This window comes from Anaerolineae bacterium, assembly GCA_013178015.1.
Taxonomy (GTDB): domain Bacteria; phylum Chloroflexota; class Anaerolineae; order DRVO01; family DRVO01; genus Ch71.
Genome location: JABLXR010000031.1, coordinates 67,257 through 93,452, shown reverse-complemented (window position 1 = coordinate 93,452; position 26,196 = coordinate 67,257). Strand labels below are relative to the sequence as shown.

Below are 26,196 nucleotides of genomic sequence, written 5' to 3'. Positions count from 1 at the left end.
TGTCGGGCTGTGTACGCTTGCCGGAGGCGTACGACAACCCCTACCTCCTGGTAAGGAATCTTGCCTTCCAGCAGTTCTACTTGCACCATCGGAGTCCCTACTCGTTCGCAATGGGCCGCCTAGGGAGGAACCAGCTCCTGTTTGGGTCCCTTCCCAGCGCTCACCCTTTCCAGGCTGACTTCGCCCGCATCACGGGACTGACCATCAGCCAGTTTCTAGAGCTGAGTATGACGCTGGTCTGTCGCTTCCTGGTAGAGGGCGAAAGGTCATTGACCGTGGACTGGCTCGAGCCAGCCCAGCGCAACTACCCACCCGGCACCACCCAGCGATTCCTGGATGCGCTCTCACGGGACCGCTCATCAGTAACTGAGTGGCTTCGATCCGCCGCTGGCAGCCACAGCCTTGCATGTGAGCTCTACGAAGAGAGCCCGCTCCAGCGATACCCGCTTCTCCGCGAGGGCAACGTCTACCACTGCTACTCCTCTCTTCTGCTCATGCACTCGATCAGCTTCTTCGTGTACAGGATGCTCAGGGATAGCGACCCTCAGGTGTTCATGCGGCTATTCGGCCCCCTGTTTGAGCAGCACGTGCGGAGGGGCGTCGACTACCTAGGACTGCCCTACGATGACGAGCGTGAGTTGATCTCCAAGCTCGGACGTGGATGCAAGGTCGTTGACTTCGTCATCTCGGATGGATCTCACCGCGTGTTTGTGGATGCCAAAGGGGTAGAGATGACTTACCTAGGGCAGACGAGCCATGACCCCTCGATCGTCAGTAACAAGGCCAAGGACTCCTTCCTAAAGGGCCTCTGTCAAGCATATTCTACGGCTCGTGCACTCAATCAACGTGGGGAAGCATCAACGGGCGACAACTACCTGCTCATAGTAACCTTCAGGGAGCTCTTTCTGAGCAACGGTCAGGCATTTCGTGACTACGTGGATGCTGAGGCAGTAGACCGCATCGTCCGTAAGTTTGGAGGAGCGGAATGGGTGCCGCTAAGGAATGTGTTCTGCTGCTCAGTAGACGATTGGGATAGGTTCGTGCAGTGCTGTGCTCGCAAACGCTATCTCGGCCCAGCCCAGCTCCTTCGCGAGTATGTGCGTGCCGATGCCCGGTCTGCTCGCAAGATGAAGTTTGTGTTCGGCTACCACGTGGAGGAGTCTCACCCTAGTCCTGACGAGCCACGGTACCTGAGGAGCGCGGCAGAGACTGTCTGGAAGCGTGTCAGGAACTGGTTCCCAAACACCAGTCACTAGAGGCTCCGCTCCATCACGAGCCTGGACATCTTCTGGCTCAAGGGCGAGAGCCTGGAGAACCTAGAGGCGGCTCTGGAGCACTTCCGGACGCTGGAGGAGGAGTTAGGGGAGTAGAACCCGCCCGGAGCCAGTCCCCGCACAAGTTCTGTCCCCTTCCGGCCGATATACAAGCATACATCACCGGCAAGGAGGACACTCATGCGCCGCGCCGCGATCCTGACCGTGCTCGCCATGCTGCTGCTCGTTCCCGCGATCGCCCTAGCCCAGGGAACCGCCTCCGACATCGTCGAACTCGTCTTCACTGACGGTGGTGCCCAGGTGGGCATCACTGACACCATCGAGAGCGTCGCCGCCGTCACCGTAGAGATCGATGGTCAGCAGTATCTGCTCAAGGTGCCGGTCACCATTGACATTGACACCGCCGTCCCGTTGACGAGCAGCCTGCTCTCCGTTCCGGCGGCGGCTCGCGTGGGCCAGCTGGGCATAGAGATCCTGGCGGCGGAAGAGTTCACCGAGGAGACAGAGGTGGCCTTCCCGGGGTTCTGGGGTGGAGAGAAAGACCTCGCGCCCAGCAGCGATGATAGCAAGCTGGTAGTGGTCAGCTTCGATATCACCAACTGCGGCAACGAGCAAGCGTCTCTCAGTTCCTACAACGTGCAGGGTGTGGACGACACCGGACGCAGGTTCGAAGAGCTTGAATTCAGTTGTGAAGATGTCAACCCCGGTGAGACCGGGCATTGCGTGAGCGTGTTCGACTTGGCGACGGACGTCAACATCATCGCCCTGGATATTGAAGTGACCGATCACCGGCAGCTACCGGTTCCGCGGTAGCCGTTCTGTGCGCCAGGCTGGCCGATGCAAGCCGCGTAAGGCCGCAGCGGCCAGCCCAACCCGTCCGTCTGCAGGGGTCTTCCCCGGGGAGAGCCCTCACCTCCGCACCGCGCACCCGCTTGCGGGTGCGCTGCTGATGCCGGGCAGGCTCGGAGGCAGCGGTGGGCGTGGGGTCCTCGCGCTCCGTGAAAGGCAGTCCGTGACCTGCCGTCGCGGCCAACACGCTGGCCGCCGGCGCGTGCGGCTGCCCGCCGTCGGCCTCCGTTGCGCTTCCGCGCACCCCGGTCTATCCTGGTACCGTGCCACTGCCCCATCCCACCCGCCGATCCCGCACCCGACCGCACGGAGGTGACGATGGACCCGAGCCGAATCGCCTTCCACGGCACCCTGGCCCAACTGGTGGACAAGGTCGAGAGCGGCGAGATGGTCCCCAAGCTGCAGGCCTCCCACGCGCCTCCCTGTAAGTTCTGGACCGCCTTCCAGGTCCTCAACGGCATCCGCCACATGGCTCCCGTCATCCACGGCCCCAAGGGCTGCACCTACTCCGTGGCCAGCTCCTACAAGATGCGCGGCTGCGAGTACCGCGGCGTCCCCCTCGAGCCCACTACCTGCACCGCCCAGGACGAGGCCGACGTGATCTACGGGGGCGAGGGCAAGCTCCTGGAGGCGGTCAAGGAGGCCGACCAGCGCTACCACCCAGACCTGATCGTCATCCTCTCCTGCTGCTGCTCCGGCATCGTGGGCGACGACGTAGAGACCGTCGCCGAGACGGCTGCCTTCCAGGTGCAGGCCCGAGTCCTGGCCCTGCGCAGCGAGGGCTTCGGCGGAGACTTCCGCAGCGGTTACGAGGACGCCTTCCGGGCGCTGATGGACCTCATGGAGCCGCGCACCGAGGTGATGAAGGGCACGGTGAACATCATCGGCGCCCGCGAGGGGCCCACCTACACCGAGTGGACCCAGGACCTGGACGAGATCCAACGCCTGGTGAAGGGGATCGGGGCCCGGATCAACGGAGTGCTCTGCGGCGGCTGCACCGTGGAGGAGATCCGGCGGGCATCCTCGGCCGAGATCAACGCCTCCTGGTGTTACGACTGGGGGCAGAAGCTGGGGGACCTGATGGAGGAACGCTTCGGGGTCCCCTACGCCCGCACCGGCCAGCCCTACGGCCCCGCCGCCACCGAGGAGTGGATCATGGGGGTGGCCGAACCCTTGGGGCTGGAGAGGCAGGCGCGGCAGTTCATCGCCGAGGAATCGGCCGCCGTGGCCGACGAGGTGCGGACGTTACAGCGCTGCTTCCAGGGCAAGACGACACTGATCGAGATCTCGGAGTTCCCCGGCCCCATCCGGGCTCTCTCCCTGGCCCGCATGGCCGAGGAGTTCGGCGCCCACCCTGTTGTGATCAACCTCCACCCCTACACCGTCAAGGAGCGACTGCCCAGCCTCAAATTCCTCCTCAGCCGGGGCGAGAACCCCGAGGTGATCCTCACTCACGGGATATTTGCCCTGGGCAGCTTCAACGCGTCTGCGAGCACCCAGGAGGACGTGGCCATGATCGCTTCGCAGTACGACAACGCCCTCTACGTGGGCAGCCCCCTGCGCCAGCCCGGTGTGCCCCAGCTGAACATGACTACCATGACCGGATACCCTCAGTATGGGTACCGGGGCATCCGCAACATGGCCCGCCTGGCGGAATCGGGGCTGGAGCATGCCGCGCGCCCTCGCTCCAGGCTGTTCAAGCGGGTGCTATATGGCGACTGAACGGGTGACCAACGCCGCGGCCGCCGCCCGCTGCCACGATCCCTATCTCCGCTGCGCCCTGTATGGCGCGGCCCAAACTGCCTTAGGGGTAAGGGGGTGCTGCGTGCTCTCCCACTCCCCTCAAGGCTGCTTCCAGCTAGTGGACGCGGCCTTCGGGTGGCAGGACGCCGATTACACCGAGACTCTCACGCTGTGTACCAAGCTTTGCGAAGACGAGATCGTGCACGGTGGAGAGGGGGTCCTCGCCCGTACCATCCTCGAGGCGCGGGAGCTGGATGTCCGGCTGATGTTCGTGGTCACCGCCTGTGGGCCGGAGATCGTGGGCGACGACATCATGGCCGTGTGCCAGGACCTGCAGCCGGAAGTCGAGTTTCCCTTGGTGCCCATCTTGTGTGCTGGCTTCCGCGGAGATCAGAACCGGGGCATCGAGATCGCCCTGGAGGCCATGCTGGAGCACCTGGTGCCCGAGGAGGGCGGCTTCCGAGTGCCCCGCTCGGTGTGTCTGGTGGCGCCGCACGCCAACTCAAACCCGACCTGGATGGGCGACCTGGCCTGGGTGCGGGAGGTGCTGGCCGCGATGGGAGCCACAGTGGTGGCCACCTTGGCCCACGACACGGCCCCGGAGGACTTCGAGAAGGTGCCCATGGCGGAGGGGTGCCTGGTCTTGAGTCACGACGCGGGTCAGGGGGCGGCCGATCTCCTGGCGGAGCGCTACGGGGTGGAGCAGTGGTGCCGGGACCTGCCCCTTCCTATCGGCTTCAGCAACACCGCCAGCTGGCTGCGAGAGCTGGGTCGGCGGTTGGGAGCGGAAGCGGTGGCGGAAGGTATGATCGCCCGGGGCGAGGCGACGGTGGTGGAGCGGTGCCGACGCAAGGGGCTAGAGCAGTCGCCCCTGCACCGGACTCCGGCCGCCATTGTAGCCGACGCCACCGTGGGCGTGCCTCTCCTGCGCTTTCTGGCTGAAGACCTGGAGGTCGTCCCGACGCTGGTGTGCCTGCGGTCGGGTCAGGCGGATGCCCAAGCGATGCTGGAAAGGGAGATCGCGTCCCTGGGTGTCAGCCCGACCGTGATTCGCGATGCCGACGTCTACGCGGCCAAGAAGGCGCTGGGAGAAGCGAGGCCGGAGATGGTCTTCGGCAGCAACGTGGAGCGGCACGCGGTGGAGGAGCTGGGAATCCCCTTCGTGTTTCGCATCGTGAACCCCTTGTCTCGCTTCCGCATGGTGGACCGGGCCTACTTTGGCTACGAGGGGATGCTGAACCTGATCGAGGTGATGCGCAATGACTGGCTGGACCGCTACCGTTCCAGGCATCGGCGCTACCGGGCGAGGTGGTAGATGCGGCAGATAGCCATCTACGGCAAGGGGGGCATCGGGAAGAGCACGGTGGCATCCAACCTCTCTATGGCTTTCCGTGAGCGGGGCCTGGAGGTGATGCAGGTGGGGTGCGACCCGAAGCGGGACTCCACCCGTACCCTCACGGGTGGGCGCATGATCCCCACCGTGCTGGAAACCCTGCGCGACCAGTTGCGTCTGGGGCGGGACCAGAGCGCCATCAGCTTGGAGGACATCGTATTCGCTGGGGAGGGCGGGGTCCGCTGCGTGGAGTCCGGTGGGCCGGAGCCCGGGGTGGGCTGCGCCGGTCGGGGAGTGCTCACCGCACTGCAGATCCTCAAGGATCTGAAGGCTTTCGACACCTATGGCACCGACGTAGTGATATACGATATTCTGGGCGACGTGGTGTGCGGCGGGTTCGCCCAGCCCATCCGGGAGGGTTTCGCCCGAGAGATATACTTGCTCTGCTCCGGCGCCTTCATGAGTCTGTACGCCGCCAACAACATCGCCAAGGGCGTCCGCCGCTTGTCGCGTCGGGGGGAGACGGGCCTGGCCGGGGTGATCGGCAACAGCGGAGGCCAGGAAGAGTTCGAACGCGACCTGCTCTCTCAGTTTGCCCAGGCCATCGGAACGTCGTTGATAGACGTAATCCCTTTCAGCCCAGTGATTCGGGCCTGTGAGGTGAAGGGCCGGACGGTGCTGCAGCACTCGCCCAACTCTCCCGAGGCGGATGCCTTCCGTCATCTGGCGGAGATGCTGCTAGCGAACCAGTCGCGGGTGATCCCGACACCTGTCGAGGAGGTGGAGGACCTGGAGAGGCTCTACCGCTCCCGCCTGGACCTGTACGCCGCTGCCGGGGAATCCCCGTGAGCCTCCCCCCATCGCCCTCGGCCTCGGTAATGCCCGGCCACCCTTGCTTCGACGAGTCAGCCCACGACCGGGTGGGGCGGGTACACCTTCCGGTAGCTCCCGCCTGCAACATCCAGTGCGTCTTCTGCACCCGCCGGGTATGTGCCAATCTGACCATGCAGCACCCCGGGTGGGCGCGGCGGCTGCTGACCCCGGAGGAGGCCCTGGGCCTGGTCCGGGGGCTGGTGAGACATCGTCCGGGGGAGCGCTTCGTGGTGGGGGTGGCCGGCCCCGGCGAGCCCCTGGCGAACCAGGGCACCTTCACCGCCCTGGAGGCGGTGCACCGGGAGTTCCCCCAGCTCACCTGCTGCGTAAGCACGAACGGGCTGCTCCTCGAGGAGCGGTTGCCGGAGTTGCTGGCGGTGGGCATCAGCGCTCTCACGGTTACCATGAACGCGCTCGAGCCGCGCGTGGGCCAGCGCATCTACACCTGGGTCAGACATGAGGGGCGGACGTATTGGGGCGAGGAGGGGGCTGGCCTGCTGATCGAGAGACAGCTGAGCGGGGTGGAGGCGGCCCTGGCCGCTGGGCTAGGCGTCAAAGTGAACACCGTGCTGATACCTGGTGCCAATGATGGGGACTTGCCGCGCCTGGCCAGGGCAGTCGCCGACCGGGGCGTTCGCCTGATGAACATCATGCCTCTCATCCCGCCCGATGACATGCCGGGGCTGCGGGCTCCCACTTGCGAAGAGCTTCAGAGGGCCCGAGACGACTGCGAGACCTGGCTGCCGCAGTTTCGACGCTGCGAGCAATGCAGCGCCGACGTGATGGCCTTTCCTCCGGTCGGGGCCGGCTGCGGCACGGCGATCTCTCGGCCGACCGGGTAATGGCTGGGTCTGTGGTCAAGTGGGGGGATGGTCTTGCGCCCGGCGACTCTCCTCGCGCTCTGTGCTTCTACCCTCGGGAGGCGCGCCGCTCGCATCCATCGGGCGGTCGAGCCGCGCCTCGGCTCTCTCCCTCCTCGGCCCGACCCTGGCTCACGCTGGGAGCGTGAGCCTCTTGTGCCCTGCGGCACCCTGCGCTACACTAGGCCGATCACACGTGCGCTCATGAGCGGACGGGCGGGGAGTGCGCCCATGAGCGAAAGGCAGACCTCATGGCGACGCCTACCGAAGTGAGCGAGAAGCTAGACATCCCGCCGGCGACGTTGCGGCGGTACGTCAGCCTTTTTGGGGAGCATCTCTCCGATGAGGCTCGCCGCCCGCGGGGGCGGCGGTTCGCCGAGGCGGACGTCGAGACCCTCGCCCGCATCCGGGAGATGTTTGCCTCCGGGCGATCGTCGGAGGAAGTGCTGGCGGCTCTGGCGGGTGCTACTGCGCCGCCCGGCAGCGTGCAGGCGGCCCCGAGGCCTGCGGCCCGGTCTTCGCCCGAGGTCCCACCACCGGCTCCGCAGCGGCCGGCGCCTGTCGACCAGGAGAATGGCAGCGAGGACGCGGCTGCGCGCGCCCTCCGCCGGTTTCAGCCTCGGGAGTTTCCCCGGGCCGAGCCCGTCCGGAGCAGCTTGGAAGTGCAGAAGCTGGCCGGCAGGCCCGGCGGGGCAGCGGAGAACCTCTCTCAGAAGGTGGCCCTCAACGAGGACCGGCTGTCGAGGGCAGACGAGCGGCTGTCGGTGCTCGAATACCGGCTGACTCGGGTGGAGGAGTGGTTGAGGCTGCCGTGGTACAAGCGGCTGTTCTCCCGCCCGCCCTTTCACGGGTTGTAGCGTCTCGGCCGCCAATAACGCCTCAGGCGAATCTTCGCATACCGCTACTCAAGCGTCAGACCACCCGTAGGTCCCCAGCACTTGGGAGAAGTAGATGGTGTGTTGCTCTTCCAGTGGCCGCTCGCGGTGCCGCGGTGTCAATAGCAGGTGCGGAGGTGCCACCTTGGCGTAGACCTGGCATTCGATGTTGATGGGGCACTCCGCGATCGAGGGAGCGCGCACCCGCAGCCCGGGGACTGGCGTCAGGCCCGCCGCCATGAACTTGTCCAGGTCGCGGCCAGACTTGGTGCCGCACAGCGCGACGGCATCCTGGAGGGAATCGTCAGGCACGGCAATGGTGAACTCCGGCACTGCCTCCAGGAAGCGCCAGGAGTGGCGCCTCGGTGTCACGGCGATGGCCAAGATGGGACGCTCGTAGTAGTGAGGGCCCAGCAGACCCCAGCCGAGCGTGAGCACGTTGATGGCGCCTGACTCGTCGGTGACGGTGCAGAGCACGCCTCCGTGTCGCATTCTGCTGAGAAGCTCGTTGCTGCATTGGTAGAAGTCAAGTTCACGGCGCTGTCTCATCTTCTCCTCCACTGAACCGGCCGTGGGATGGGTTAATGGCTCCCCGTGAGCGCCTGCGCGGTGCTGAAGAGGTGGCCACGCGGGCTGGGCCGAAGCCTGGGAGGCCAGCGCAGGCTGGCCCCCTTTCGACAGAGGGAGAAGCCTGCCCACGCTAGCCAGTCTTGTAGTGCTCTAGATGCCCGGTCTCTGCTGCCAGCGCTACTCGGTCGAGGAGCCGGCTCTGCTCTTCGGCCGATAGGGGGTGCCAGTCTCTCACTATGGCCAGGTTCTGCTCCAGGACGTCAAGGGAGTCCATGCCGCAGACCAGGGTGGATACCGCCTGCGATAGCGAGTACGAAATCGCCTCTCGCACGGAGACACCCGCCCGAAGCAAGTTGCCTCCGGCAAGGCTCTTCATCCCGATGATCCCGATGCCGGCTTCGCTCAGGCGTGGGATCAGGGAGCGGGCGAAGCTCCGGTAGTGGTGGTCCAGCAGGTTGACGGGGAGCTGGACCGCGTCCCAGATGTCGCTCCCCTCGAGCATCTCCTCCAGTAGTCGGGGCCAGCGATGACCGGTGAACCCGACGTAACGGATCTTGCCCTGCTTCTTGGCCTCCAGCGCGGCCTCTACGACGCCTTGGGAGAGAATGCGCTGAGGAACGCCATCGTCAATGATCTCGTGAAGCTGGAGAAGGTCAATTCTGTCGGTCTGGAGCCTTCGCAGGCTCTGCTCCAGCTGGGCGCGGAACGTGGGCGCGTCCCTCCCGTGGTTCTTGGTCATGAGGAAAGCCTGGTCGCGGTAGCCGCCCAGCAGGGCGAGACCCATTATCTCCTCGCTCAGCCCATCGTTGTAGCACCAGGCGTTGTCCAGGAAGTTGACGCCTTCGTTCAGCGCCGTGCGTACAATGCGCACCCCCAGCTCCCGGTCGCGGTAGCGGCCGATATGGAACCCACCGACACCGATGATACTGACCTCTTCGCCAGTGGAGCCGAGGAGGCGATAGGGGATCCCGTTGACGGTCCTGACGGTGTACATGAGTCTCTCCTTCGACGAGGGGAGCAAACGACGTGGAAGCCGGGTCTTCAGCAGGGATTATAGCCTAGTTGGCTGCGTGCCGGTAGCGGCCGTCGGCTCGGGGGCGAGGCTCGCAAGTTCCGTCCGAGCAGGAGTTCACGAACGAGGGCACAAGTGTGTTCACCCGGCAGCAGTACGGGTGAAGCGGCGTAGGCGGTCTGCGCGCAGCCTCTCAGAGCAGGCTCCGCGGTTGGCGGCGGCGGCAAGGCGACGGTCTTCGGGTGGAGGCAGGGCGCGCGTGGGGGCGCGCAACGCTCGAAGGGGGGTATACCCGCAGGGTTGTCGGGGACTGCTCTCGTGGGCCGAACGTGGGGAAGCACCCGAGCGGCTATGCTGGTGGGCACCGGCCCACGCAATCTCGAGCTGTGGCCCGTTTGACAGGTCCATCGCGGCGTGGTAGTATGGCGCCATTCGTCCGAGGTGGGATTTGGACCAGACACCCGGCCAACCTAAGGGCCTACTCCTCGTAATTACCGTGCTCCTCGTACTTGAGGAGCGGTCGCCGCTTGTCGGGAGGAAGTAGGCCTGAGCGCCAAGTAGCATAGATCAGTTCGTACGAACCTCCCGACAAGGGAGGTTCTTTGTTGTGTGCGGAGCTCTCTTCTGAAGAGCGTGAGGGAAGGGCCTCACAGCGAGGGCGCACTCTTCAGCCGGAAGGCGAGGCGAGTGCGCCTCTTTCATTCAGACTGCACAGGAGTGACACATGGGTACCAGCCGTAGCGACGCCGTCACCAAAGGAATCGAGCGGGCCCCCCACCGGTCTCTACTCCGCGCGCTCGGGGTCACCGACGAGGAGATGGCCCGCCCGCTGGTAGGGGTGGTCAACTCCTACAGCGAAGTAATACCGGGGCATCAACACCTGGACCGGGTAGCCGAGGCGGTCAAGGCTGGGGTACGCATGGCCGGGGGGACTCCCTTCGAGGTCAATGTGCCGGCCATTTGCGATGGCATCGCTATGAACCACGCCGGCATGTGCTACTCCCTGGCCAGTCGGGAACTAGTGGTGGACTCGGTGGAGAGCTTGGCGGAGGCGCACGCGTTCGACGGCCTGGTCTTGGTGGCCAGTTGCGACAAGATCGTGCCGGGCATGCTGATGGCGGCCGCCCGGCTGAACGTGCCCTGCATCATTGTCTCCGGTGGGCCCATGCTAGCTGGCCGACACGAAGGCCGGCTGGTGGACCTCAATGATGTGTTCATGGCCGTGGGCGCCGTCGCGAGTGGCGCTATGACGGAGGACGAACTCGATCGGCTGGAACGGGCCGCCTGCCCAGGTTGCGGGTCATGCGCGGGGATGTTCACCGCCAACACCATGAACTGCCTCACGGAGGCCCTGGGGATGGCGCTGCCTGGCAATGGTACCGTTCCGGCCGTGTCGGGCGACCGCCTGGGTCTAGCCCGGCGGACGGGAATGCGGGTGATGGACCTCATCCGGGAGGGGGTGAGGGCTCTGGACATCCTTAGTCCGGCGGCCTTCGCCAATGCCCTGAGCGTGGACATGGCGCTGGGCGGCTCGACCAACACCGTGCTGCACTTGCTGGCCATAGCCCGGGAGGCCCGGGTACCTCTCTCGCTGGAGCAGGTCAATGAGGTCAGCGCCCGTACCCCGCACCTGGCCAAGATGAGCCCGGCGGTGGGCGGGCACCGACTGGAGGAGCTACACCTGGCAGGCGGGATTCCGGCGGTGCAAAGGAGATTGGCAGACGCCGGGCTGCTGAACTTGTCCGCCAAGGTGGTGGCGCCGGGTGGGATTGAGTCCGTGGTGCAGGCGGCTGCCGTGCAGGACCCGGCCGTGATTCGCCCTCTGGCAGATCCATACAGCCGTACCGGAGGGTTGGCGGTGCTTTTCGGCAACCTGGCCCCGATGGGAGCAGTGATCAAGAAGGCCGCCGTAGCCGCCGACCGCATGAGACTGCGTGGTCCGGTGCGAGTGTTCGATAGCGAGGAGGAGGCCACCAGGGCCTTCCTGGCGCGTCGGTTCGAGAAAGGAGAAGTGCTGGTGATCCGGTACGAGGGCCCCAAGGGAGGGCCGGGAATGCGGGAGATGCTGACTCCCACTTCGATCCTGTCAGGGATGGGACTAGACGGGCAGGTCGCACTTCTGACGGACGGGCGGTTCTCGGGTGCCACTCGGGGGGCTGCCGTGGGGCACGTTTCTCCCGAAGCGGCCGAACGGGGCCCGATCGCTGCTCTACGGGACGGCGACATAGTATCCATGGACATCGAGGCTGGGCTGATCGAGGTAGAGCTAGCGGACGAGGAGATACGGAGGCGGCTCGCGGAGCTTCCGGTGTGGGAGCCGCGGGTGAAACGGGGCTACTTGAGGCGTTACGCGAAGCTCGTCACGTCGGCCAACACCGGCGCCGTTCTGGCTGAGGACTGACGGGCCAGAGGAGGCAACCATGGAACTGACCGGTGCACAGATAGTCTGGGAATCGCTGCTAAGAGAAGGGGTGGAGGTTGTCTTCGGATACCCTGGCGGCCAGATCATTGACGTATACGACACCATGATGGACTACCCGATCCGCCACATCCTGGTGCGGCATGAGCAGGGGGCCGCCCATGCGGCGGACGGCTACGCTCGGAGCACGGGCAAGGTGGGCGTCTGCATGGCCACATCGGGGCCGGGCGCGACCAACCTAGTGACAGGGATCGCCACTGCGTACATGGATTCGGTCCCCATAGTCGCCATCACGGGCCAGGTGGCTACGTCAGTGCTGGGCAAGGATGCCTTCCAAGAGACTGACATCACCGGCATCACGCTGCCCATCACCAAGCACAACTACCTGGTCGGCCGGGTCGAGGAGTTGGCCACGGTGATCAAGGAGGCGTTTCACATCGCCCGCACGGGAAGGCCGGGGCCGGTGCTCATTGATCTGCCTCGCGACGTGGCCCTGGGCAAGACCGTCTACGAGTACCCGGACAGAGTTGACCTGCCGGGCTATCGTCCCACCGTGAGGCCGAACGCCCGCCAACTGAAGACGGCTTCCGAGCTGATGAATGCGGCGGCGCGGCCGCTGATTATCGCGGGAGGCGGCGTCAATCGTGCAGGTGCCTGGGAGGAACTGGCGCAGCTAGCGCGCAAGTACCGGGCTCCAGTGGCCATGACCCTCTTGGGGCTGGGCAGCTTCCCCGAGTCGGACCCTCAGAGTCTGGGCTTCATCGGGATGCACGGCGCTGCTTCGGCATACATGGCGGCTGACAAGGCCGATTTGATCCTGGCCGTGGGCATGCGGTTCAGTGATCGGGTTACGGGCAGGCCCTCTGCCTGGGCTCCGAATGCCAAGATCATTCACATTGACGTGGACCCGGCTGAGGTGGGCAAGAATGTGGCGCCCACGGTGCCCATCGTTGGCGACGCAAAGTACGCCTTGCAGCAGTTGGTTCCCCTGGTTCAGCCTTGTGAGTTTGAGCCCTGGTGGGAGCTGATCCGCGAGTGGAAGCGGGAAGAGGCAGAGCGCGACATCCTGAATCGAGAGAGCGACGAGATCCTACCCCCATATGTGATTGACCGCATATCCAGAGTCACCGGAGGCCAGGCGCTTATGGTCTCGGATGTGGGCCAGAATCAGATGTGGGAGGCCCAGTACTACCAGCACAACCGGCCTCGCGGGCTGTGCACCTCGGGCGGCTTGGGCACCATGGGGTACGCTATTCCGGCCGCGATCGGGGCTCAGGTCGGCAACCCCGGTGTGCCGGTCTGGGTAGTGGCGGGAGACGGTGGGGCTCAGATGACGATCAACCAGTTGGGCACCATCGTTCAGGAGCGCCTGCCGATAAAGATCGTCGTCCTCAACAATGGATACCTGGGCATGGTGCGCCAGTGGCAGGAGATCTTCTTCCGCCGGCGCTACAGCGCCACTGCTATCACTAGCCCGGACTTCAGCAAGATAGCCGAGGCGTATGGCATGCCGGGCCTGCGAGTTGACCGAAGGGATGAGGTGGATGCTGCGATAGACACAGCTGCCAGCACGCCCGGACCCTTCCTGCTCGAGTTCCGAGTCAAAGGGGAAGAGAACGTGTACCCGATGGTGCCAGCCGGCCAGACCATTCGCGAGATGATCCGCAGGCCGTTACCTACGGAGCGCTGTCTGGTGGAGGAGAGGGCGTAATGCGTCACACCATAGTAGCTCTGATGGAAGACAAGCCGGGGGTCCTCAACCGGGTGGCGAATCTCTTTCGCCGCCGGGGGTTCAACATTGACAGCCTAGCGGTCGGACATAGCGAGACCCCGGGCATATCGCGCATGACGGTGGTGGTCACTGGCGACGACCGCACCCTGGAGCAAGTGGCCAAGCAGCTGCACAAGCTGGTGAACGTCACCAAGGTGTTCGACCTGGATGGGGCCAACGTGAGCCGAGAGCTGGCTCTGGTGAAGGTCCACGCCACTCCTGCGAACCGCTCCGAGGTCATCGGACTGGCCAACATCTTCCGCTCGAACATAGTAGACGTCTCGCCCGAGTCTTTGATCATCGAGATCACCGGAACCGAGGACAAGGTGGACTCGCTGCTGGAGCTGCTGAGACCGTACGGTGTTCAGGAGCTAACGCGCACGGGCATCCTGGCCCTGGCGCGAGGATAGCAGTATCAGATAACCTTGCGTCCGTTCAAGGAGGGACTTCATGGCCACTATGTTCTACGACGCTGACGCGGACCTGGGGCTGCTCAAGGACCGCAAGATCGCCGTGATTGGCTACGGCAGCCAGGGGCACGCTCATGCGCTCAACCTGCGCGACAGCGGGCTCGACGTGAGGGTGGGTCTGTATGCTGGCAGTCGGTCCCGGGCCGACGCCGAGCAGGCAGGGCTGCGGGTGCTGGAGACGGCCGCTGCAGCGGCCGAGGCCGACGCCATCATGATGCTGGTTCCGGACCAGGTGCAGCGCAGTGTCTACGAGCGGGACATCGAGCCGAACCTGAGCGAAGGCAAGACGCTCATGTTCGCCCACGGTTTCAACATCCATTATAGCCAGATCAGCCCGCCTCCGAATGTGGATGTGAGCATGGTGGCACCGAAGAGCCCCGGCCACATGATGCGGCAGGTCTATACCGAGGGCGGCGGGGTGCCCGCGCTTCTGGCCGTACACCAGGACTACAGCGGGCGCGCCCGCGCCCACGCCCTTGCTTACGCCAAGGGACTGGGATGTACTCGGGCCGGTGTCATAGAGACCACCTTCGCTGAGGAGACGGAGACGGACCTCTTTGGGGAGCAGGCGGTGCTGTGCGGTGGGGTGACGGCGCTGATCAAGGCCGGGTTTGAGACCCTGCTCGAGGCGGGCTATCAGCCAGAGATCGCCTACTTCGAGTGCCTGCACGAGCTAAAGCTGATTGTGGACCTGATGTACCAGGGTGGATTGAGCTACATGCGCTACTCGGTGAGCGACACGGCCGAGTACGGAGACTATGTCGCCGGGCCTCGCGTCATCACCGAGGAGACGAGGGAAGAGATGCGGGCCATGCTGGCCGAGATTCGGGATGGCACGTTCGCCCGCGAGTGGATACTGGAGAACATGGCCGGGCGGCCGAGCTTCAACGCCATGCGGCGGCGGGAGCGCGAGCACCCCATCGAAAGGGTCGGGGCGGAGCTCCGAGCTATGATGCCCTGGCTGAAGAAGCGCAAGTAGCTCGATGGTCATCTGGGCGCTGGGGAAAGGGGGTGATGTCGCTGGACGACGGCCTTGCTGATCTTACTCGAAGCCACATCGGCAGCAGTGACCTGACGAACTCTGGCAGTACCGGAGGAGGAAGTGGGTACAGACAGCGAGAAGGTAGTCATCTTCGACACCACCCTCAGGGATGGTGAGCAGTCACCGGGCGCCACCATGACCATCGAGGAGAAGCTGGACGTTGCCAAACAGCTGGCGCGTCTGAATGTCGACATAATCGAGGCCGGGTTCCCGGCAGCCTCGCCCGGGGACCTGGCCGCAGTGCGGCAGGTCGCGGTGGAAGTGGAAGGCCCGGTGATCTGCGGCTTGGCGCGCACGCTCAGGGGCGACATAGACCGCGCCTGGGAGGCGGTCCGTCATGCCGCGCGGCCTCGGATCCACACTTTCATCGGGACCTCGGACATTCATCTGGAGCACAAGCTCCGGATGACTCGGGAGCAGGCGCTGAGGACGGCGCGCGAGATGGTAGCATACGCTCGTTCGCTGTGTGAGGATGTGGAGTTCTCTCCCGAGGACGCCGGGCGTTCCGACCCGGAGTACCTCTACCAGGTGCTGGAGGCGGTGATCGAGGAGGGAGCCACTACCCTCAACATCCCCGACACCACTGGGTACTGCATGCCTGACGAGTTTGCGGCCCTAATAAGGGGGATACGCGAGAGCGTCCGGGGGATAGACCGGTGCATCATATCGGTGCACTGCCATAACGACCTCGGGCTGGCGACTGCCAACTCGCTAATGGCGGTGAAAGCCGGGGCAAGGCAGGTCGAGTGCACGGTGAACGGCATTGGCGAACGGGCAGGGAACGCGGCCCTGGAAGAGATCGTGATGGCTCTGCGAACTCGCCCCACCGAGTTCAACTGCCACACCGATGTGATAACGGAACAGATTCACATAACCAGCCAAATGGTCTCCCGCTACACCGGATTCCGGGTGCAGCCCAACAAGGCGATCGTGGGAGCCAATGCCTTTGCCCACGAGTCCGGCATTCACCAGGCTGGCTACCTTCGCAACCGCATGACGTACGAGATCATGACGCCGGAGTCGGTAGGGTTGGGCCAGAGTACCCTGGTGCTAGGCAAGCACTCGGGGCGGAATGCCTTCAAGGCGCACCTGCGGCAGATGGGGTACGACCTCAGTGACCCTCAGGTGGACCAGGTATTCGCCCGCTTCAAGGAGCTTTCGGACAAGAAGAAGGCGGTGGGCGATGCGGACATCGAGGCCCTGATCGAGGATGAGCTCTATCACCCTGAGGAGACCTACAGGCTGGAGCAGGTGCAGGTTACCTGTGGTGACCACAGCATCCCCACCGCCACCGTGCGCCTGAGCGGGCCCTCGGGCACGCTGCAGGACGCCGACTTGGGCACCGGGCCGGTCGACGCCGTCTACCGCGCCATCAACCGCATCGTCCGAGAGGAGAACGAGCTGATCGAGTTCACGGTGCAGTCGGTGACCGAAGGCATTGATGCGGTAGGCCGGGTGACCATCCGCATACAGGCTGACGTGCCGGGAGCCGACGGAGGCAAGCGGCAGCGGGTGTACAGCGGCCGAGGCGCCGACACCGATATCATCGTCGCCAGTGCCAAGGCCTACGTCAGCGCGCTGAACAAGCTTCTGGCGGCCCGCAGGCAGGGCGCTGGGGAGGCCGACACGCCCAAGTCGGTTTCGGGTTGTGGATAGAGAGAGGCGGGAGGTGGCCTGGGCGGCGCCTCCCGCCGCCTGGCACATAAACCAGAGGGCGGGAAGACACCCATGGGCATGACGATCTCGGAGAAGATCCTGGCCGCCCACAGCGGTCGGGACCAGGTCGGCGCGGGCGAATTCGTTGAGGCGGCGGTAGACATGGTGCTGGCCAACGACATCACCGCGCCCATCGCCATTCGCGAGTTCCATCGCATAGGGGTGAGGCGGGTGTTCGATCCGGCGAAGATCTCGCTGGTGTGCGATCACTTCACTCCCAACAAGGACATCAGCTCGGCGGAGCAGTGCAAACAGGTGCGGCAGTTCGCCCGCGAGCAGGCCGTGCCGAACTTCTATGACGTGGGCCAAGTGGGCATCGAACACGCCTTGCTTCCCGAACGGGGGCTGGTGCTGCCCGGACAGCTCGTAGTAGGCGCCGATTCGCACACTTGTACCTACGGAGCCCTGGGCGCATTTGCCACTGGCATGGGCTCCACTGACATTGCGGTGGCCATGGCTACCGGCCACATATGGATGCGGGTCCCCGAGTCCATGCTCTTCGTGATAGACGGCCGACTGCAACCCTGGGTGGGAGGCAAAGATCTGATACTGCATACCATCGGGGACATCGGGGTGGATGGCGCGCTGTATCGGGCCATGGAGTTTCGGGGATCGGCCATCGAAGGGCTGAGTATGGATGGCCGCCTGACAATGGCCAACATGGCCATAGAGGCGGGCGGCAAGGCGGGGATGTTCGCCGTTGACGAGACTACACGCCGGTATCTGGACGGTCGGGCGAATCAGCCCTACCGAGCGTATGACAGCGATGCGGATGCCGCCTACGTTGAGGTCCGGCACTACAATGCGGCCGATATCCCGCTCACGGTGGCGAGGCCGCACCTTCCGAGCAACACTGCGCCTGCGGAGTCGCTGTCGGGCGTGAGTGTGGACCAGGTCGTGATCGGGTCATGCACCAACGGGCGTATGGAGGACATCCGGGTGGCAGCGGAACTGCTGCGAGGGCGCCGAGTGCATCCGTACGTGCGCTGCATCATCATCCCGGCCACTCAGAGCATCTACCTCCAGGCGGTACGCGAAGGTCTGGTAGAGGCTCTGATCGAGGCGGGGGCAGCCGTGAGCACCCCCACGTGCGGGCCCTGCCTGGGTGGGCACATGGGTGTCTTGGCGGAAGGTGAGCGCTGCGTGTCGACCACCAATCGGAACTTCGTGGGCAGGATGGGTGCACGCACCAGCGAGGTATACCTGGCCGGACCGGCTGTGGCGGCCGCCTCCGCGGTGCTGGGGCGCATCGGCACGCCACAGGAGCTATGACATGAGGAAGTACGTCGTTGCACTGGTAGGGATCGGCCTGGTGGGCACTGAGATCGTTCGTGTCCTGAAAGAACGCGAGTTCCCTCTGTCCGAACTCCGGATCATGGCCACCCGGGATCGAGAGGAGGACATAGACGGAGAGACCTACGAGGTCACCGCTGCCAGCTTGGACCGTTTTCGGGGCGTTGACTTCGCCTTCTTTGCCGGAACAGAGGGAGCCAGAGGAGCCTCCCGCGAATGGGGCTGGAGAGCGGTTGAAGCGGGGGCCATTGTCATAGACAACGGTGACGACTTCCGGATGGACTCTCGGGTGCCGCTGGTGGTTCCCGAGGTCAATCCGGATGCCCTTCGGAACCACCATGGGTTCGTGGCCAACCCCAACTGCTCCACCATTCAGATGGTGGTGGCGTTGGCTCCGCTACACCGCGTGGCTCGCATCAAGCGCGTGGTGGTCAGCAGCTACCAGGCGGTATCGGGCACAGGGAAGGCTGCTGTGGACGAGTTGATGAATCAGGTCGCTACCGTGCTGCGTGGCGAACCGGTAGAGCCGTCTGTCTATCCCCACCCGATCGCGTTCAACTGCTTCCCGCACATCTCCGGCCTGAGGGACGAGTACCCAGGCTACTACGGCGAAGAGATCAAGATGATCAAAGAGACGCGGAAGATCCTCGGGGAGCCCGACCTGGCCGTGACCGCCACGTGTGTCCGGGTACCGGTCTTCAGTGGTCACAGCGAGGCCGTGAATGTGCAATTCGAGCTTCCCATTTCGGCGGAGGAAGCGAGAGAAGTGCTAGCGCGCGCTCCGGGCGTCCTGGTCGTGGACAAGCCGGAGGAGGCGCTCTATCCCACGCCGCGCGCCGCATCGGGCCGAGATGAGGTGATGGTCGGGCGCATCCGCCAGGACCCGAGTGCAGAGAACGCCTTGGACTTGTGGGTGGTGGCGGACAACATACGCAAGGGAGCGGCGCTGAACGCGGTGCAGATAGCGGAGAAGATGATCGAGATGGGGTTGAGGTAGGAGACACCCTGTGGCCTATCGTGCCTGGTTGGAGTGCGTCAGGGGCTGTGGCCGAAGGTACGCCATCGGCGAGGTAGTCTACCGGTGCGAGGAATGTGGCGGGCTCCTCGACGTGGAGCACGATGTGGAGGAGCTCAAGAGGCGCTCGCCCGCGGCCTGGATGCGTCTCTTCTACGACCGGCTGCGGACCAACGAATGGCCGTACGGCAGTGGCGTGTGGGGCAAGAAGGAATGGGTGGCCCCCTGGGTGGAGAACGACAACGTCGTCTCCATGTACGAGGGCCATACCAACCTGTTCTGGGCCGAGCGGCTGGGCAAGGAGATCGGTGTCCCCGACCTATGGGTCAAGTTGTGCGGCAACAGCCACACCGGCTCGTTCAAGGACCTGGGCATGACGGTCCTGATCTCCTCGGTGAAGCAGATGATCGCCGATGGCGTGCCCATACGGGCCGTGGCCTGTGCTTCTACGGGGGACACCTCGGCTGCTCTGGCGGCGTACGGGGCGGCGGCGGGGATACCGACGATTGTCATCCTGCCGAAGGACAAGGTGTCCACCGGCCAACTGGTGCAGCCCATGTCCAATGGGGCGGTGGTTCTATCTCTGGACACCGATTTCGACGGGTGCATGGCCATCGTGCAGAGGGTAGCCGAAGACAAGACCATCTACCTGGCCAACTCCATGAACCCGCTGCGCATGGAAGGGCAGAAGACCGTGGGCGTGGAGATGGTGCAGCAATTCGATTGGGAGGTGCCCGACTTCATCATCATCCCCGTGGGGAACCTGGGCAACGTCAGCGCCATCGGCAAGGGGCTGCTGCTCATGAGGGAGCTGGGGCTCATCAGTAAGCTCCCTCGGCTGGTGTGCGCTCAGTCGGAACGGGCCAACCCTCTGTACCTGAGCTACCTGACCGGGTTCCAGCAGTACCGCCCGGTCCAGGCGCAGCGGACGCTGGCGAGCGCCATCCAGATCGGCAACCCGGTGAGTTACGAGCGGGCGGTCAAGGTCTTGCGCCAGTTCGACGGGGTGGTGGAGCAGGCCAGCGAGGACGAACTGGCCAACGCCGCTGCCCGGGCGGACCGGACGGGCATGTACACCTGCCCTCATACGGGCGTGGCGTTAGCAGTTCTGTTCAAGATGGTGGAGCGGGGGGACATCGGCAGTAGCGACAGGGTAATCGTGGTCAGCACCGCTCACGGCCTCAAGTTCACGGACTTCAAGGTGGGCTACCACCAACGGTCGCTGCCGGGCGTGCAGTCGCGCTACGCCAACTCCCCTGTCGAGCTGGAAGCGAGCTACGACGAGGTCATGAGAGTACTTGATCGAGTGGTAGCCTCTGGAGGTGGGGAATCTCGATGAAGCTGCAAGGAAGGGCGTGGAAGTACGGGGCAAACGTGGACACAGACGCCATCATACCGGCTCGCTACCTGAACGTCTCCGAACCGGATCAGCTAGCTGGCCACTGCATGGAGGACCTAGACGGCCGCTTCGCTGCAGCGGTTCGGAGAGGCGACATGATAGTGGCGGGGCCGAACTTCGGTTGCGGATCCTCGCGCGAGCATGCACCGCTGGCCATCAAGGCAGCGGGCGTGAGCGCGGTGATAGCGGAGAGCTTCGCCCGCATCTTCTACCGCAACGCCATCAACATTGGGCTTCCCATCCTGGTTTCGCCCGAGGCCGTTGCCGGTACGGAGGACGGGCAACGGCTGCAGGTGGACCTGGAGTCCGGCAGGATCGAGAACCTGGACACCGGCGCCGTGTACCAGTCGCAGCCGTACCCCGAGTTCATGATGGAGATCATCGAGGCGGGTGGCCTGGTGGAGAAGACCCGCCGCGACCTGGGCCTGGCCCAGACCGAGCGATCGCAGGAGTAGACATGCAAGCCAAGCTCGCCGCACTACCGGGTGATGGGATCGGACCGGAGATCGTCAGGCAGGGCCTCAAGGTGCTGAACCGTGTGGCCGCAGTGTTTGGGCACGACTTCGAGGTCCAGGAGGCACCCATCGGTGGCATCGCCATCGACCAGTTTGGCACGGCTTTGCCGGATGAGACGGCGGAGCTGTGCCAGGCCAGCGATGCGGTGCTATTGGGGGCCGTGGGCGGCCCGAAGTGGGATGACCCGCGCGCAGCTGTCCGGCCCGAACAGGGGCTGCTGGGCTTGCGCAAGTTGCTGGATCTTTTCGCCAACCTGAGGCCGGTTAAGGTCAGCCCTCACCTGCTGCACGCATCTCCCCTGAGGCCGGAGGTGGTGGCCGACGTAGATCTGGTGGTGGTACGCGAATTGACGGGAGGCATCTACTTCGGCAAGCGCGGTCGCTATCGGGAGAATGGCGTGGAGCGGGCCTACGACACCATGGACTATGCCGCGAACGAGATCGAACGGGTAGTCCGGTTCGCCTGTGATCTAGCGGGGCGACGTCGCAAGCTGGTGTCGTCGGTAGACAAGGCCAACGTGTTGGAGGTTTCGCGTCTGTGGCGCGAGGTGGCGGCCGGGGTGTTTTCCGAGTATCCCCACCTGGAGACCGAGCACGTACTGGTGGACGCCTGCGCCATGTTCCTGGTGCGCCGCCCGAGCACCTTCGACGTCCTGGTGATGGGCAACATGTTTGGGGACATCCTGACGGATGAAGCCTCGATGATCGCGGGGTCCATGGGGATGCTGCCCTCCGCCTCCTTGGGAGGGGGCAAGCTAGGACTGTATGAACCGATACATGGATCAGCGCCCAAGTACACCGGCTTGGACGTAGCCAACCCCCTGGCCACCGTTCTCAGCGCCGCCATGCTCTTGCGCCACTCTCTCGGGCTGGAGGAAGAGGCGACCGCGGTGGAGCTGGCGGTGGAGCGGGTCCTGGCCGAGGGATACCGCACCCGGGACATTCACAGCGGGTCGGCGGAGGAAGTGCGCGTAGGGACGGATGCCATGGGTACCCTGGTGGCCGAGCGTATCGGCGGCTAACCGGGGCGTGCGTCACAAGGCACTAATCAAGGAGGCAGAGCATGCCCATACCTGAGGCGAAGTACATCTGGTTCGACGGCGAACTGGTTCCCTGGGCCGAGGCCAAGGTGCACGTCTTGACTCACGCGTTGCACTACGGTTCGGCGGTGTTCGAGGGGATGCGTGCCTACCCCTTGCCGGAAGGCCCGGCCGGCTTCCGGCTGGACGAGCACCTGCAGCGCCTGCTGGACTCGGCCAAGATCTACCGCATGCCCATCCGCTACAGCCTGGAGGAGTTGCGGCAGGCGGTGAAGGACACGGTGCGGGCGAACGGCCACAGGGGCTGCTACATTCGTCCGCTGGCCATGCGCGAGTACCGTGAAATGGGGGTGGACCCGAGAGGCTGTGCCATGCAGGTGGCCATCGCCACCTGGGAATGGGGCGCCTATCTGGGGGCGGATGCCATCGAGAAGGGCATTCACGTCTGCGTCTCGTCTTGGCACCGAGCGGCTCCCAACACCTTTCCCACTCTCGCCAAGTCGGCGGCCAACTATGCCAACTCCCAGCTGATCAAGATGGAGGCGCTGGAGAATGGCTACGCCGAGGCCATCGTGCTCGACACAAACGGGTACGTATCCGAGGGTAGTGGCGAGAACCTGTTCCTGGTGAAGAAGGGGCGAATCTACACTCCGCCGCTGTCCAACTCGGTGCTGGGAGGGATAACCCGCGACTGTGTCATGGTTCTTGCCCGCGACCTAGGCTACGACCTGCAGGAGTCTGTTCTCACCCGCGAGATGCTTTACCTGGCCGACGAGCTGTTCTTCTCCGGCACGGCAGCGGAGATCACTCCGATTCGCTCGGTGGACAAGATCAGCGTGGGCAGTGGAGAGCGCGGGCCGATAACCGAGGCCCTTCAGTCGGCCTTCTTCGAGATCGTGCAGGGGCGGGTTCCAGACAGGCATGGGTGGCTCACGCCACTTTGGGAGTAGGATTAGCACGCGGCTGGTGAGGTGGGCATGGATCGGATCATCCTCTACGACACTACTCTGAGGGATGGCGCCCAGCAGGAAGGCATTTCGTTCTCGCTGGACGACAAGATCAAGGTGGCTCGCCGGCTAGACCGGTTCGGGGTGCACTACATCGAGGGTGGGTGGCCAGGATCGAACCCTAAGGACGTCGAGTTCTTTCAGGCGGCCCGCCACCTCCACCTGGAGAATGCGGTCCTCACCGCGTTCGGCAGCACCTGCAGGGCGAGCGTGGCGGCTGAGGACGATGCCAACCTCCGCATGCTTCTGGAAGCGGAGACGCCAGCCGTGGCGATCTTCGGCAAGAGCTGGGACTTGCACGTGTTCGAGGTGCTTCGCACCACCCTGGATAACAACCTGCGGATGATCGAGCAGAGCGTGGCCCTGTTGCGCTCCCATGGCCGCGAGGTGATCTTTGATGCCGAGCACTTCTTTGATGGATACAAGGCTAATCCGGAGTACGCTCTGGAGACGCTCCAGGCGGCTGTGCGAGGTGGCGCCTCCACCCTGGTGCTATGCGATACCAATGGTGGTTCGTTGGTAGCGGAGGTGTCGGAGATCACCAAGAGGGTGCGGCAGACGACCGACCTGCCCATCGGCATCCACTGCCACAACGACGGCGATCTGGCGGTTGCCAACACGCTGGCAGCGGTGGAGGCAGGTGCCACCCACCTGCAGGGGACGATCAACGGCTACGGCGAGCGCTGCGGCAATGCCAACCTGTGCACCATCATTCCGAGCCTGCAGCTCAAGATGGGCCGCCAGGCAGTATCGCCGGAATCTTTGGCCCACCTCACAGACCTGTCGCGGTACGTGGCCGAGCTGGCCAACATGGCCCCCAGCCCGACCATGCCATATGTCGGAACCAGCGCTTTCGCCCACAAGGGCGGCATGCATGTTGACGCCATGATGAAGACGGAGCGCAGCTTCCAGCATGTGGATCCGGAGCTGGTGGGCAACCACAAGCGGATCCTGGTGTCGGAGCTGTCCGGTCGCAGCAACATCCTGCGCAAGGCTCAGGAGTTTGGGCTGGCCGGACATCTGGACGAGGAGGCGTTGCGAGCGATCCTGGAGCGGATCAAGGGCCTTGAGTCGCGGGGTTTTGCCTTCGAGGGGGCAGAGGGCTCGGTCGAGCTCATGATGCTTCGAGCCCTGGACGGATACCGTCCGCCCTTCGAGTTGGTTGACTTCATGGTGCTGGTGGAAAGGCGCCGGGGCAGAGGGTTGCTAGCGGAGGCCACCGTCAAGTTGCAGGTGAACGGGGATACCTTCCTGACCGCGGCCGAGGGAGAGGGGCCGGTGAACGCGCTGGACCAGGCTACACGCAAGGCACTCGTGCCCCTCTATCCCCAGTTGGCGAGCGTGCACCTGACTGACTTCAAGGTACGCATACTGAACGAGGCCAGCGGCACTGCGGCAGTCACGCGGGTCCTGATTGACTCCACCGACGGATACCGCAAATGGACTACGGTGGGCAGCTCGGCGAACATCATCGAGGCTTCCTGGATCGCGCTGGCGGACAGCCTGGAATACGCCCTCGTCAAGGGTTTGGGACGGCGCGAGGTCGAGGAAGCAGATGAGCGGGGAGCGACGGCCTCGGATGAGGGAGCACTCGACGGGGGTGGGAGCGCTCGAGCTGGCTAGGCGGTGGTGGCTGGCGCTTCTGCTGACGATGGTGCGGGCGGTGTCTCGGGTGCCGAGTCGAGGACTTGCCGAAGTGCCGCCAGCGCGACCTCGATCATGTCATCCGAGGGCGGTCGTGTGGTGAGGGCCTGCAGGCGGAGCGAAGGGCTCACCAGCAGGCGCGCCAACAGGTTATCGCGGTGGCGGGAGGCCACACGCACTAGCTCGTAAGAAACGGACACGATCACTGGAATCAGAACGAGCCGGCTCGCCAGAAGAAGGGGAAGTGGTGGGCGGCCGAGGAACCCGAACACCAGTACTGAAACCATAACCACTATAAGCAGGAAGGCGGTGCCGCAGCGGGCGTGGGTTACGCTGTGGCGACGGACAGCGTTGGTCTCGAGCGGTTCTCCCGCCTCGTAGGCATTGATCACCTTGTGCTCTGCCCCATGGTAGGCAAACACGCGCTCGATGTCCTCGATGCGGGAAATCGCAACCAGGTATCCCAGAAAGAGAAGTAGGCGGACGAGGCCTTCGGCCAGGTTGGTTGCCCAGGCGGCAGGCACTAGGCTCTCGATCAAAGAGGTGACAAGGGCAGGCAGGGCGAAGAACAGCCCAAGGCCCAGGGCCAGCGACACCCCCATAGTACCCCACATGAGCGGCCCGCCCAGCTCCACCTCTTCCCCCGCAGCCACGTCGGCCGAGAACATGAGGGCCCGCATGCCGATGACCAGCGAGTCCCACAGAGTGAAGAGGCCACGGACGAAAGGCCAGGAAGCCCAGCGGGATCGGTAGGCGGCACCCATAGGTTCGGTGCGGATCTCGATACCGCCATCGGGGCGACGGACCGCGATCGCCATCCGCTCGCGGTTACGCATCATCACCCCCTCAATAACAGCCTGCCCGCCGTAGTTGGCGGGCTGGGCAGTATCACATGATCGAGGCCGACGGTCGCTCATGGTCAGGCGTGGACAATTGCGCTCGGAGCGAGGTTCACTCGGCCGCCTGCTCCTGCTGTCCCTCGGCCTCCTCTCCACGGCTCCGCTCCAGGCGACGCATGAAACGGTCCACCTGGCCTGCGGTGTCCACGATACGCTGCTCTCCGGTGTAGAAGGGATGGCACTGAGAGCACACATCGGTGCGGATCACCTCTTTGGTCGAGCCCGTGGTCCAGGTGTTGCCGCAGGCACAGATCACCTGCGCGTTCTTGTAGTACTTGGGATGAATGCCTTCCTTCATGCCGCAACCACCGAATCCGGAGCCACCACGCTCACGTACTGACGCGAGCCCTTCTGCTCAAACTGAACGGCGCCTTCCACCAGCGCGAACAGCGTGTAGTCCCGCCCCATTCCGACGTTACGGCCGGGGTGGAACCGGGTGCCTCGCTGGCGCACTATGATCGCTCCCGGCCGAGCCAGCTGGCCGCCGAAGAGCTTCACTCCTAGCCGCTTGCCGGCTGTGTCGCGGCCATTGCGGCTGCTCCCGCCACCTTTCTTGTGGGCCATGCCTCATCTCCCT

The 26,196-nt window shown here is 64.6% G+C and carries 24 protein-coding genes; 19 read left to right on the top strand and 5 right to left on the bottom strand.

The features are described 5' to 3' along the window. The 7 genes from HPY83_13190 to HPY83_13160 form a co-directional block, all read left to right on the top strand. Window positions 1-1,256, top strand: a 1,256-nt coding sequence (locus HPY83_13190) for a hypothetical protein (protein NPV08902.1), incomplete at its 5' end; no start/stop codon positions are given. Window positions 1,257-1,454: 198 nt separating this feature from the next. After that, entirely contained in the window at window positions 1,455-2,087 is a 633-nt protein-coding gene (locus HPY83_13185; GenBank protein NPV08901.1) for a hypothetical protein, read from the top strand. 354 nt (window positions 2,088-2,441) lie between these two features. Beyond that, window positions 2,442-3,845 (top strand): nitrogenase associated protein, encoded by a 1,404-nt coding sequence (locus HPY83_13180; protein NPV08900.1) that lies wholly within the window; start codon window positions 2,442-2,444, stop codon window positions 3,843-3,845. Next, window positions 3,835-5,181 carry a nitrogenase associated protein gene (locus HPY83_13175; protein ID NPV08899.1) on the top strand — a complete coding sequence of 449 codons (1,347 nt, stop codon included), beginning with the start codon at window positions 3,835-3,837 and terminating at the stop codon, window positions 5,179-5,181. The genes HPY83_13180 and HPY83_13175 overlap by 11 nt, the downstream gene beginning before the upstream one ends. After that, a complete protein-coding gene (locus tag HPY83_13170; protein NPV08898.1) occupies window positions 5,182-6,048 on the top strand; it encodes a nitrogenase iron protein in 867 nt (288 codons plus the stop codon). After that, entirely contained in the window at window positions 6,045-6,914 is an 870-nt protein-coding gene (locus HPY83_13165; GenBank protein NPV08897.1) for a radical SAM protein, read from the top strand. Before HPY83_13170 ends, HPY83_13165 begins: the two co-directional genes overlap by 4 nt. A 269-nt stretch (window positions 6,915-7,183) precedes the next feature. Beyond that, the gene (locus tag HPY83_13160) at window positions 7,184-7,789 is read left to right on the top strand and encodes a MerR family transcriptional regulator (GenBank protein ID NPV08896.1); all 606 of its coding nucleotides are present in this window, start codon (window positions 7,184-7,186) and stop codon (window positions 7,787-7,789) included. Window positions 7,790-7,837: 48 nt separating this feature from the next. On the opposite strand, the gene HPY83_13155 is transcribed toward HPY83_13160, so the two are convergent. Next, window positions 7,838-8,356, bottom strand: coding sequence for a flavin reductase family protein (locus tag HPY83_13155; GenBank protein ID NPV08895.1), 519 nt, complete (start codon window positions 8,354-8,356; stop codon window positions 7,838-7,840). A gap of 151 nt (window positions 8,357-8,507) precedes the next feature. Next, window positions 8,508-9,371, bottom strand: coding sequence for an aldo/keto reductase (locus HPY83_13150; GenBank protein NPV08894.1), 864 nt, complete (start codon window positions 9,369-9,371; stop codon window positions 8,508-8,510). Between the two features lie 742 nt (window positions 9,372-10,113). Between HPY83_13150 and ilvD the strand changes: the two genes are divergently transcribed. The 12 genes from ilvD (at window position 10,114) to HPY83_13090 (ending at window position 24,699) form a co-directional block, all read left to right on the top strand. Continuing rightward, window positions 10,114-11,790, top strand: coding sequence for a dihydroxy-acid dehydratase (ilvD, locus tag HPY83_13145; protein ID NPV08893.1), 1,677 nt, complete (start codon window positions 10,114-10,116; stop codon window positions 11,788-11,790). 19 nt (window positions 11,791-11,809) lie between these two features. Beyond that, window positions 11,810-13,519: a biosynthetic-type acetolactate synthase large subunit gene (gene ilvB, locus HPY83_13140; GenBank protein NPV08892.1), complete on the top strand. Its 1,710-nt coding sequence runs from the start codon at window positions 11,810-11,812 to the stop codon at window positions 13,517-13,519. Next, window positions 13,519-13,989, top strand: a complete 471-nt coding sequence (gene ilvN / locus HPY83_13135; protein NPV08891.1) for an acetolactate synthase small subunit — start codon at window positions 13,519-13,521, stop codon at window positions 13,987-13,989. The genes ilvB and ilvN overlap by 1 nt, the downstream gene beginning before the upstream one ends. Window positions 13,990-14,029: 40 nt before the next feature. Next, on the top strand, window positions 14,030-15,028 hold the full coding sequence (gene ilvC, locus HPY83_13130; GenBank protein ID NPV08890.1) for a ketol-acid reductoisomerase: 999 nt from the start codon (window positions 14,030-14,032) through the stop codon (window positions 15,026-15,028). Between the two features lie 123 nt (window positions 15,029-15,151). Next, on the top strand, window positions 15,152-16,747 hold the full coding sequence (locus HPY83_13125) for a 2-isopropylmalate synthase (GenBank protein ID NPV08889.1): 1,596 nt from the start codon (window positions 15,152-15,154) through the stop codon (window positions 16,745-16,747). A gap of 72 nt (window positions 16,748-16,819) precedes the next feature. Further along, entirely contained in the window at window positions 16,820-18,079 is a 1,260-nt protein-coding gene (gene leuC, locus HPY83_13120; GenBank protein ID NPV08888.1) for a 3-isopropylmalate dehydratase large subunit, read from the top strand. A gap of 1 nt (window position 18,080) precedes the next feature. Continuing rightward, complete coding sequence (locus HPY83_13115; protein NPV08887.1) at window positions 18,081-19,097, top strand: aspartate-semialdehyde dehydrogenase; 1,017 nt, start codon at window positions 18,081-18,083, stop codon at window positions 19,095-19,097. Window positions 19,098-19,107: 10 nt separating this feature from the next. Beyond that, complete coding sequence (thrC, locus tag HPY83_13110; protein NPV08886.1) at window positions 19,108-20,454, top strand: threonine synthase; 1,347 nt, start codon at window positions 19,108-19,110, stop codon at window positions 20,452-20,454. Then, window positions 20,451-20,969 carry a 3-isopropylmalate dehydratase small subunit gene (locus tag HPY83_13105; GenBank protein NPV08885.1) on the top strand — a complete coding sequence of 173 codons (519 nt, stop codon included), beginning with the start codon at window positions 20,451-20,453 and terminating at the stop codon, window positions 20,967-20,969. The genes thrC and HPY83_13105 overlap by 4 nt, the downstream gene beginning before the upstream one ends. A gap of 2 nt (window positions 20,970-20,971) precedes the next feature. After that, window positions 20,972-22,051: a 3-isopropylmalate dehydrogenase gene (gene leuB / locus HPY83_13100; protein ID NPV08884.1), complete on the top strand. Its 1,080-nt coding sequence runs from the start codon at window positions 20,972-20,974 to the stop codon at window positions 22,049-22,051. A gap of 41 nt (window positions 22,052-22,092) precedes the next feature. Then, window positions 22,093-23,019 (top strand): branched-chain amino acid transaminase, encoded by a 927-nt coding sequence (locus tag HPY83_13095; protein ID NPV08883.1) that lies wholly within the window; start codon window positions 22,093-22,095, stop codon window positions 23,017-23,019. 27 nt (window positions 23,020-23,046) lie between these two features. Then, window positions 23,047-24,699 (top strand): citramalate synthase, encoded by a 1,653-nt coding sequence (locus HPY83_13090; GenBank protein NPV08882.1) that lies wholly within the window; start codon window positions 23,047-23,049, stop codon window positions 24,697-24,699. On the opposite strand, the gene HPY83_13085 is transcribed toward HPY83_13090, so the two are convergent. The 3 genes from HPY83_13085 to rpmA are packed head-to-tail and all read right to left on the bottom strand — an operon-like array spanning window position 24,696 to window position 26,183. Beyond that, window positions 24,696-25,637: a DUF1385 domain-containing protein gene (locus HPY83_13085; GenBank protein NPV08881.1), complete on the bottom strand. Its 942-nt coding sequence runs from the start codon at window positions 25,635-25,637 to the stop codon at window positions 24,696-24,698. The genes HPY83_13090 and HPY83_13085 overlap by 4 nt on opposite strands. Window positions 25,638-25,671: 34 nt before the next feature. Beyond that, on the bottom strand, window positions 25,672-25,917 hold the full coding sequence (rpmE, locus tag HPY83_13080) for a 50S ribosomal protein L31 (protein ID NPV08880.1): 246 nt from the start codon (window positions 25,915-25,917) through the stop codon (window positions 25,672-25,674). After that, window positions 25,914-26,183 carry a 50S ribosomal protein L27 gene (gene rpmA / locus HPY83_13075; GenBank protein NPV08879.1) on the bottom strand — a complete coding sequence of 90 codons (270 nt, stop codon included), beginning with the start codon at window positions 26,181-26,183 and terminating at the stop codon, window positions 25,914-25,916. The genes rpmE and rpmA overlap by 4 nt, the downstream gene beginning before the upstream one ends. Window positions 26,184-26,196: the final 13 nt, after the last annotated feature.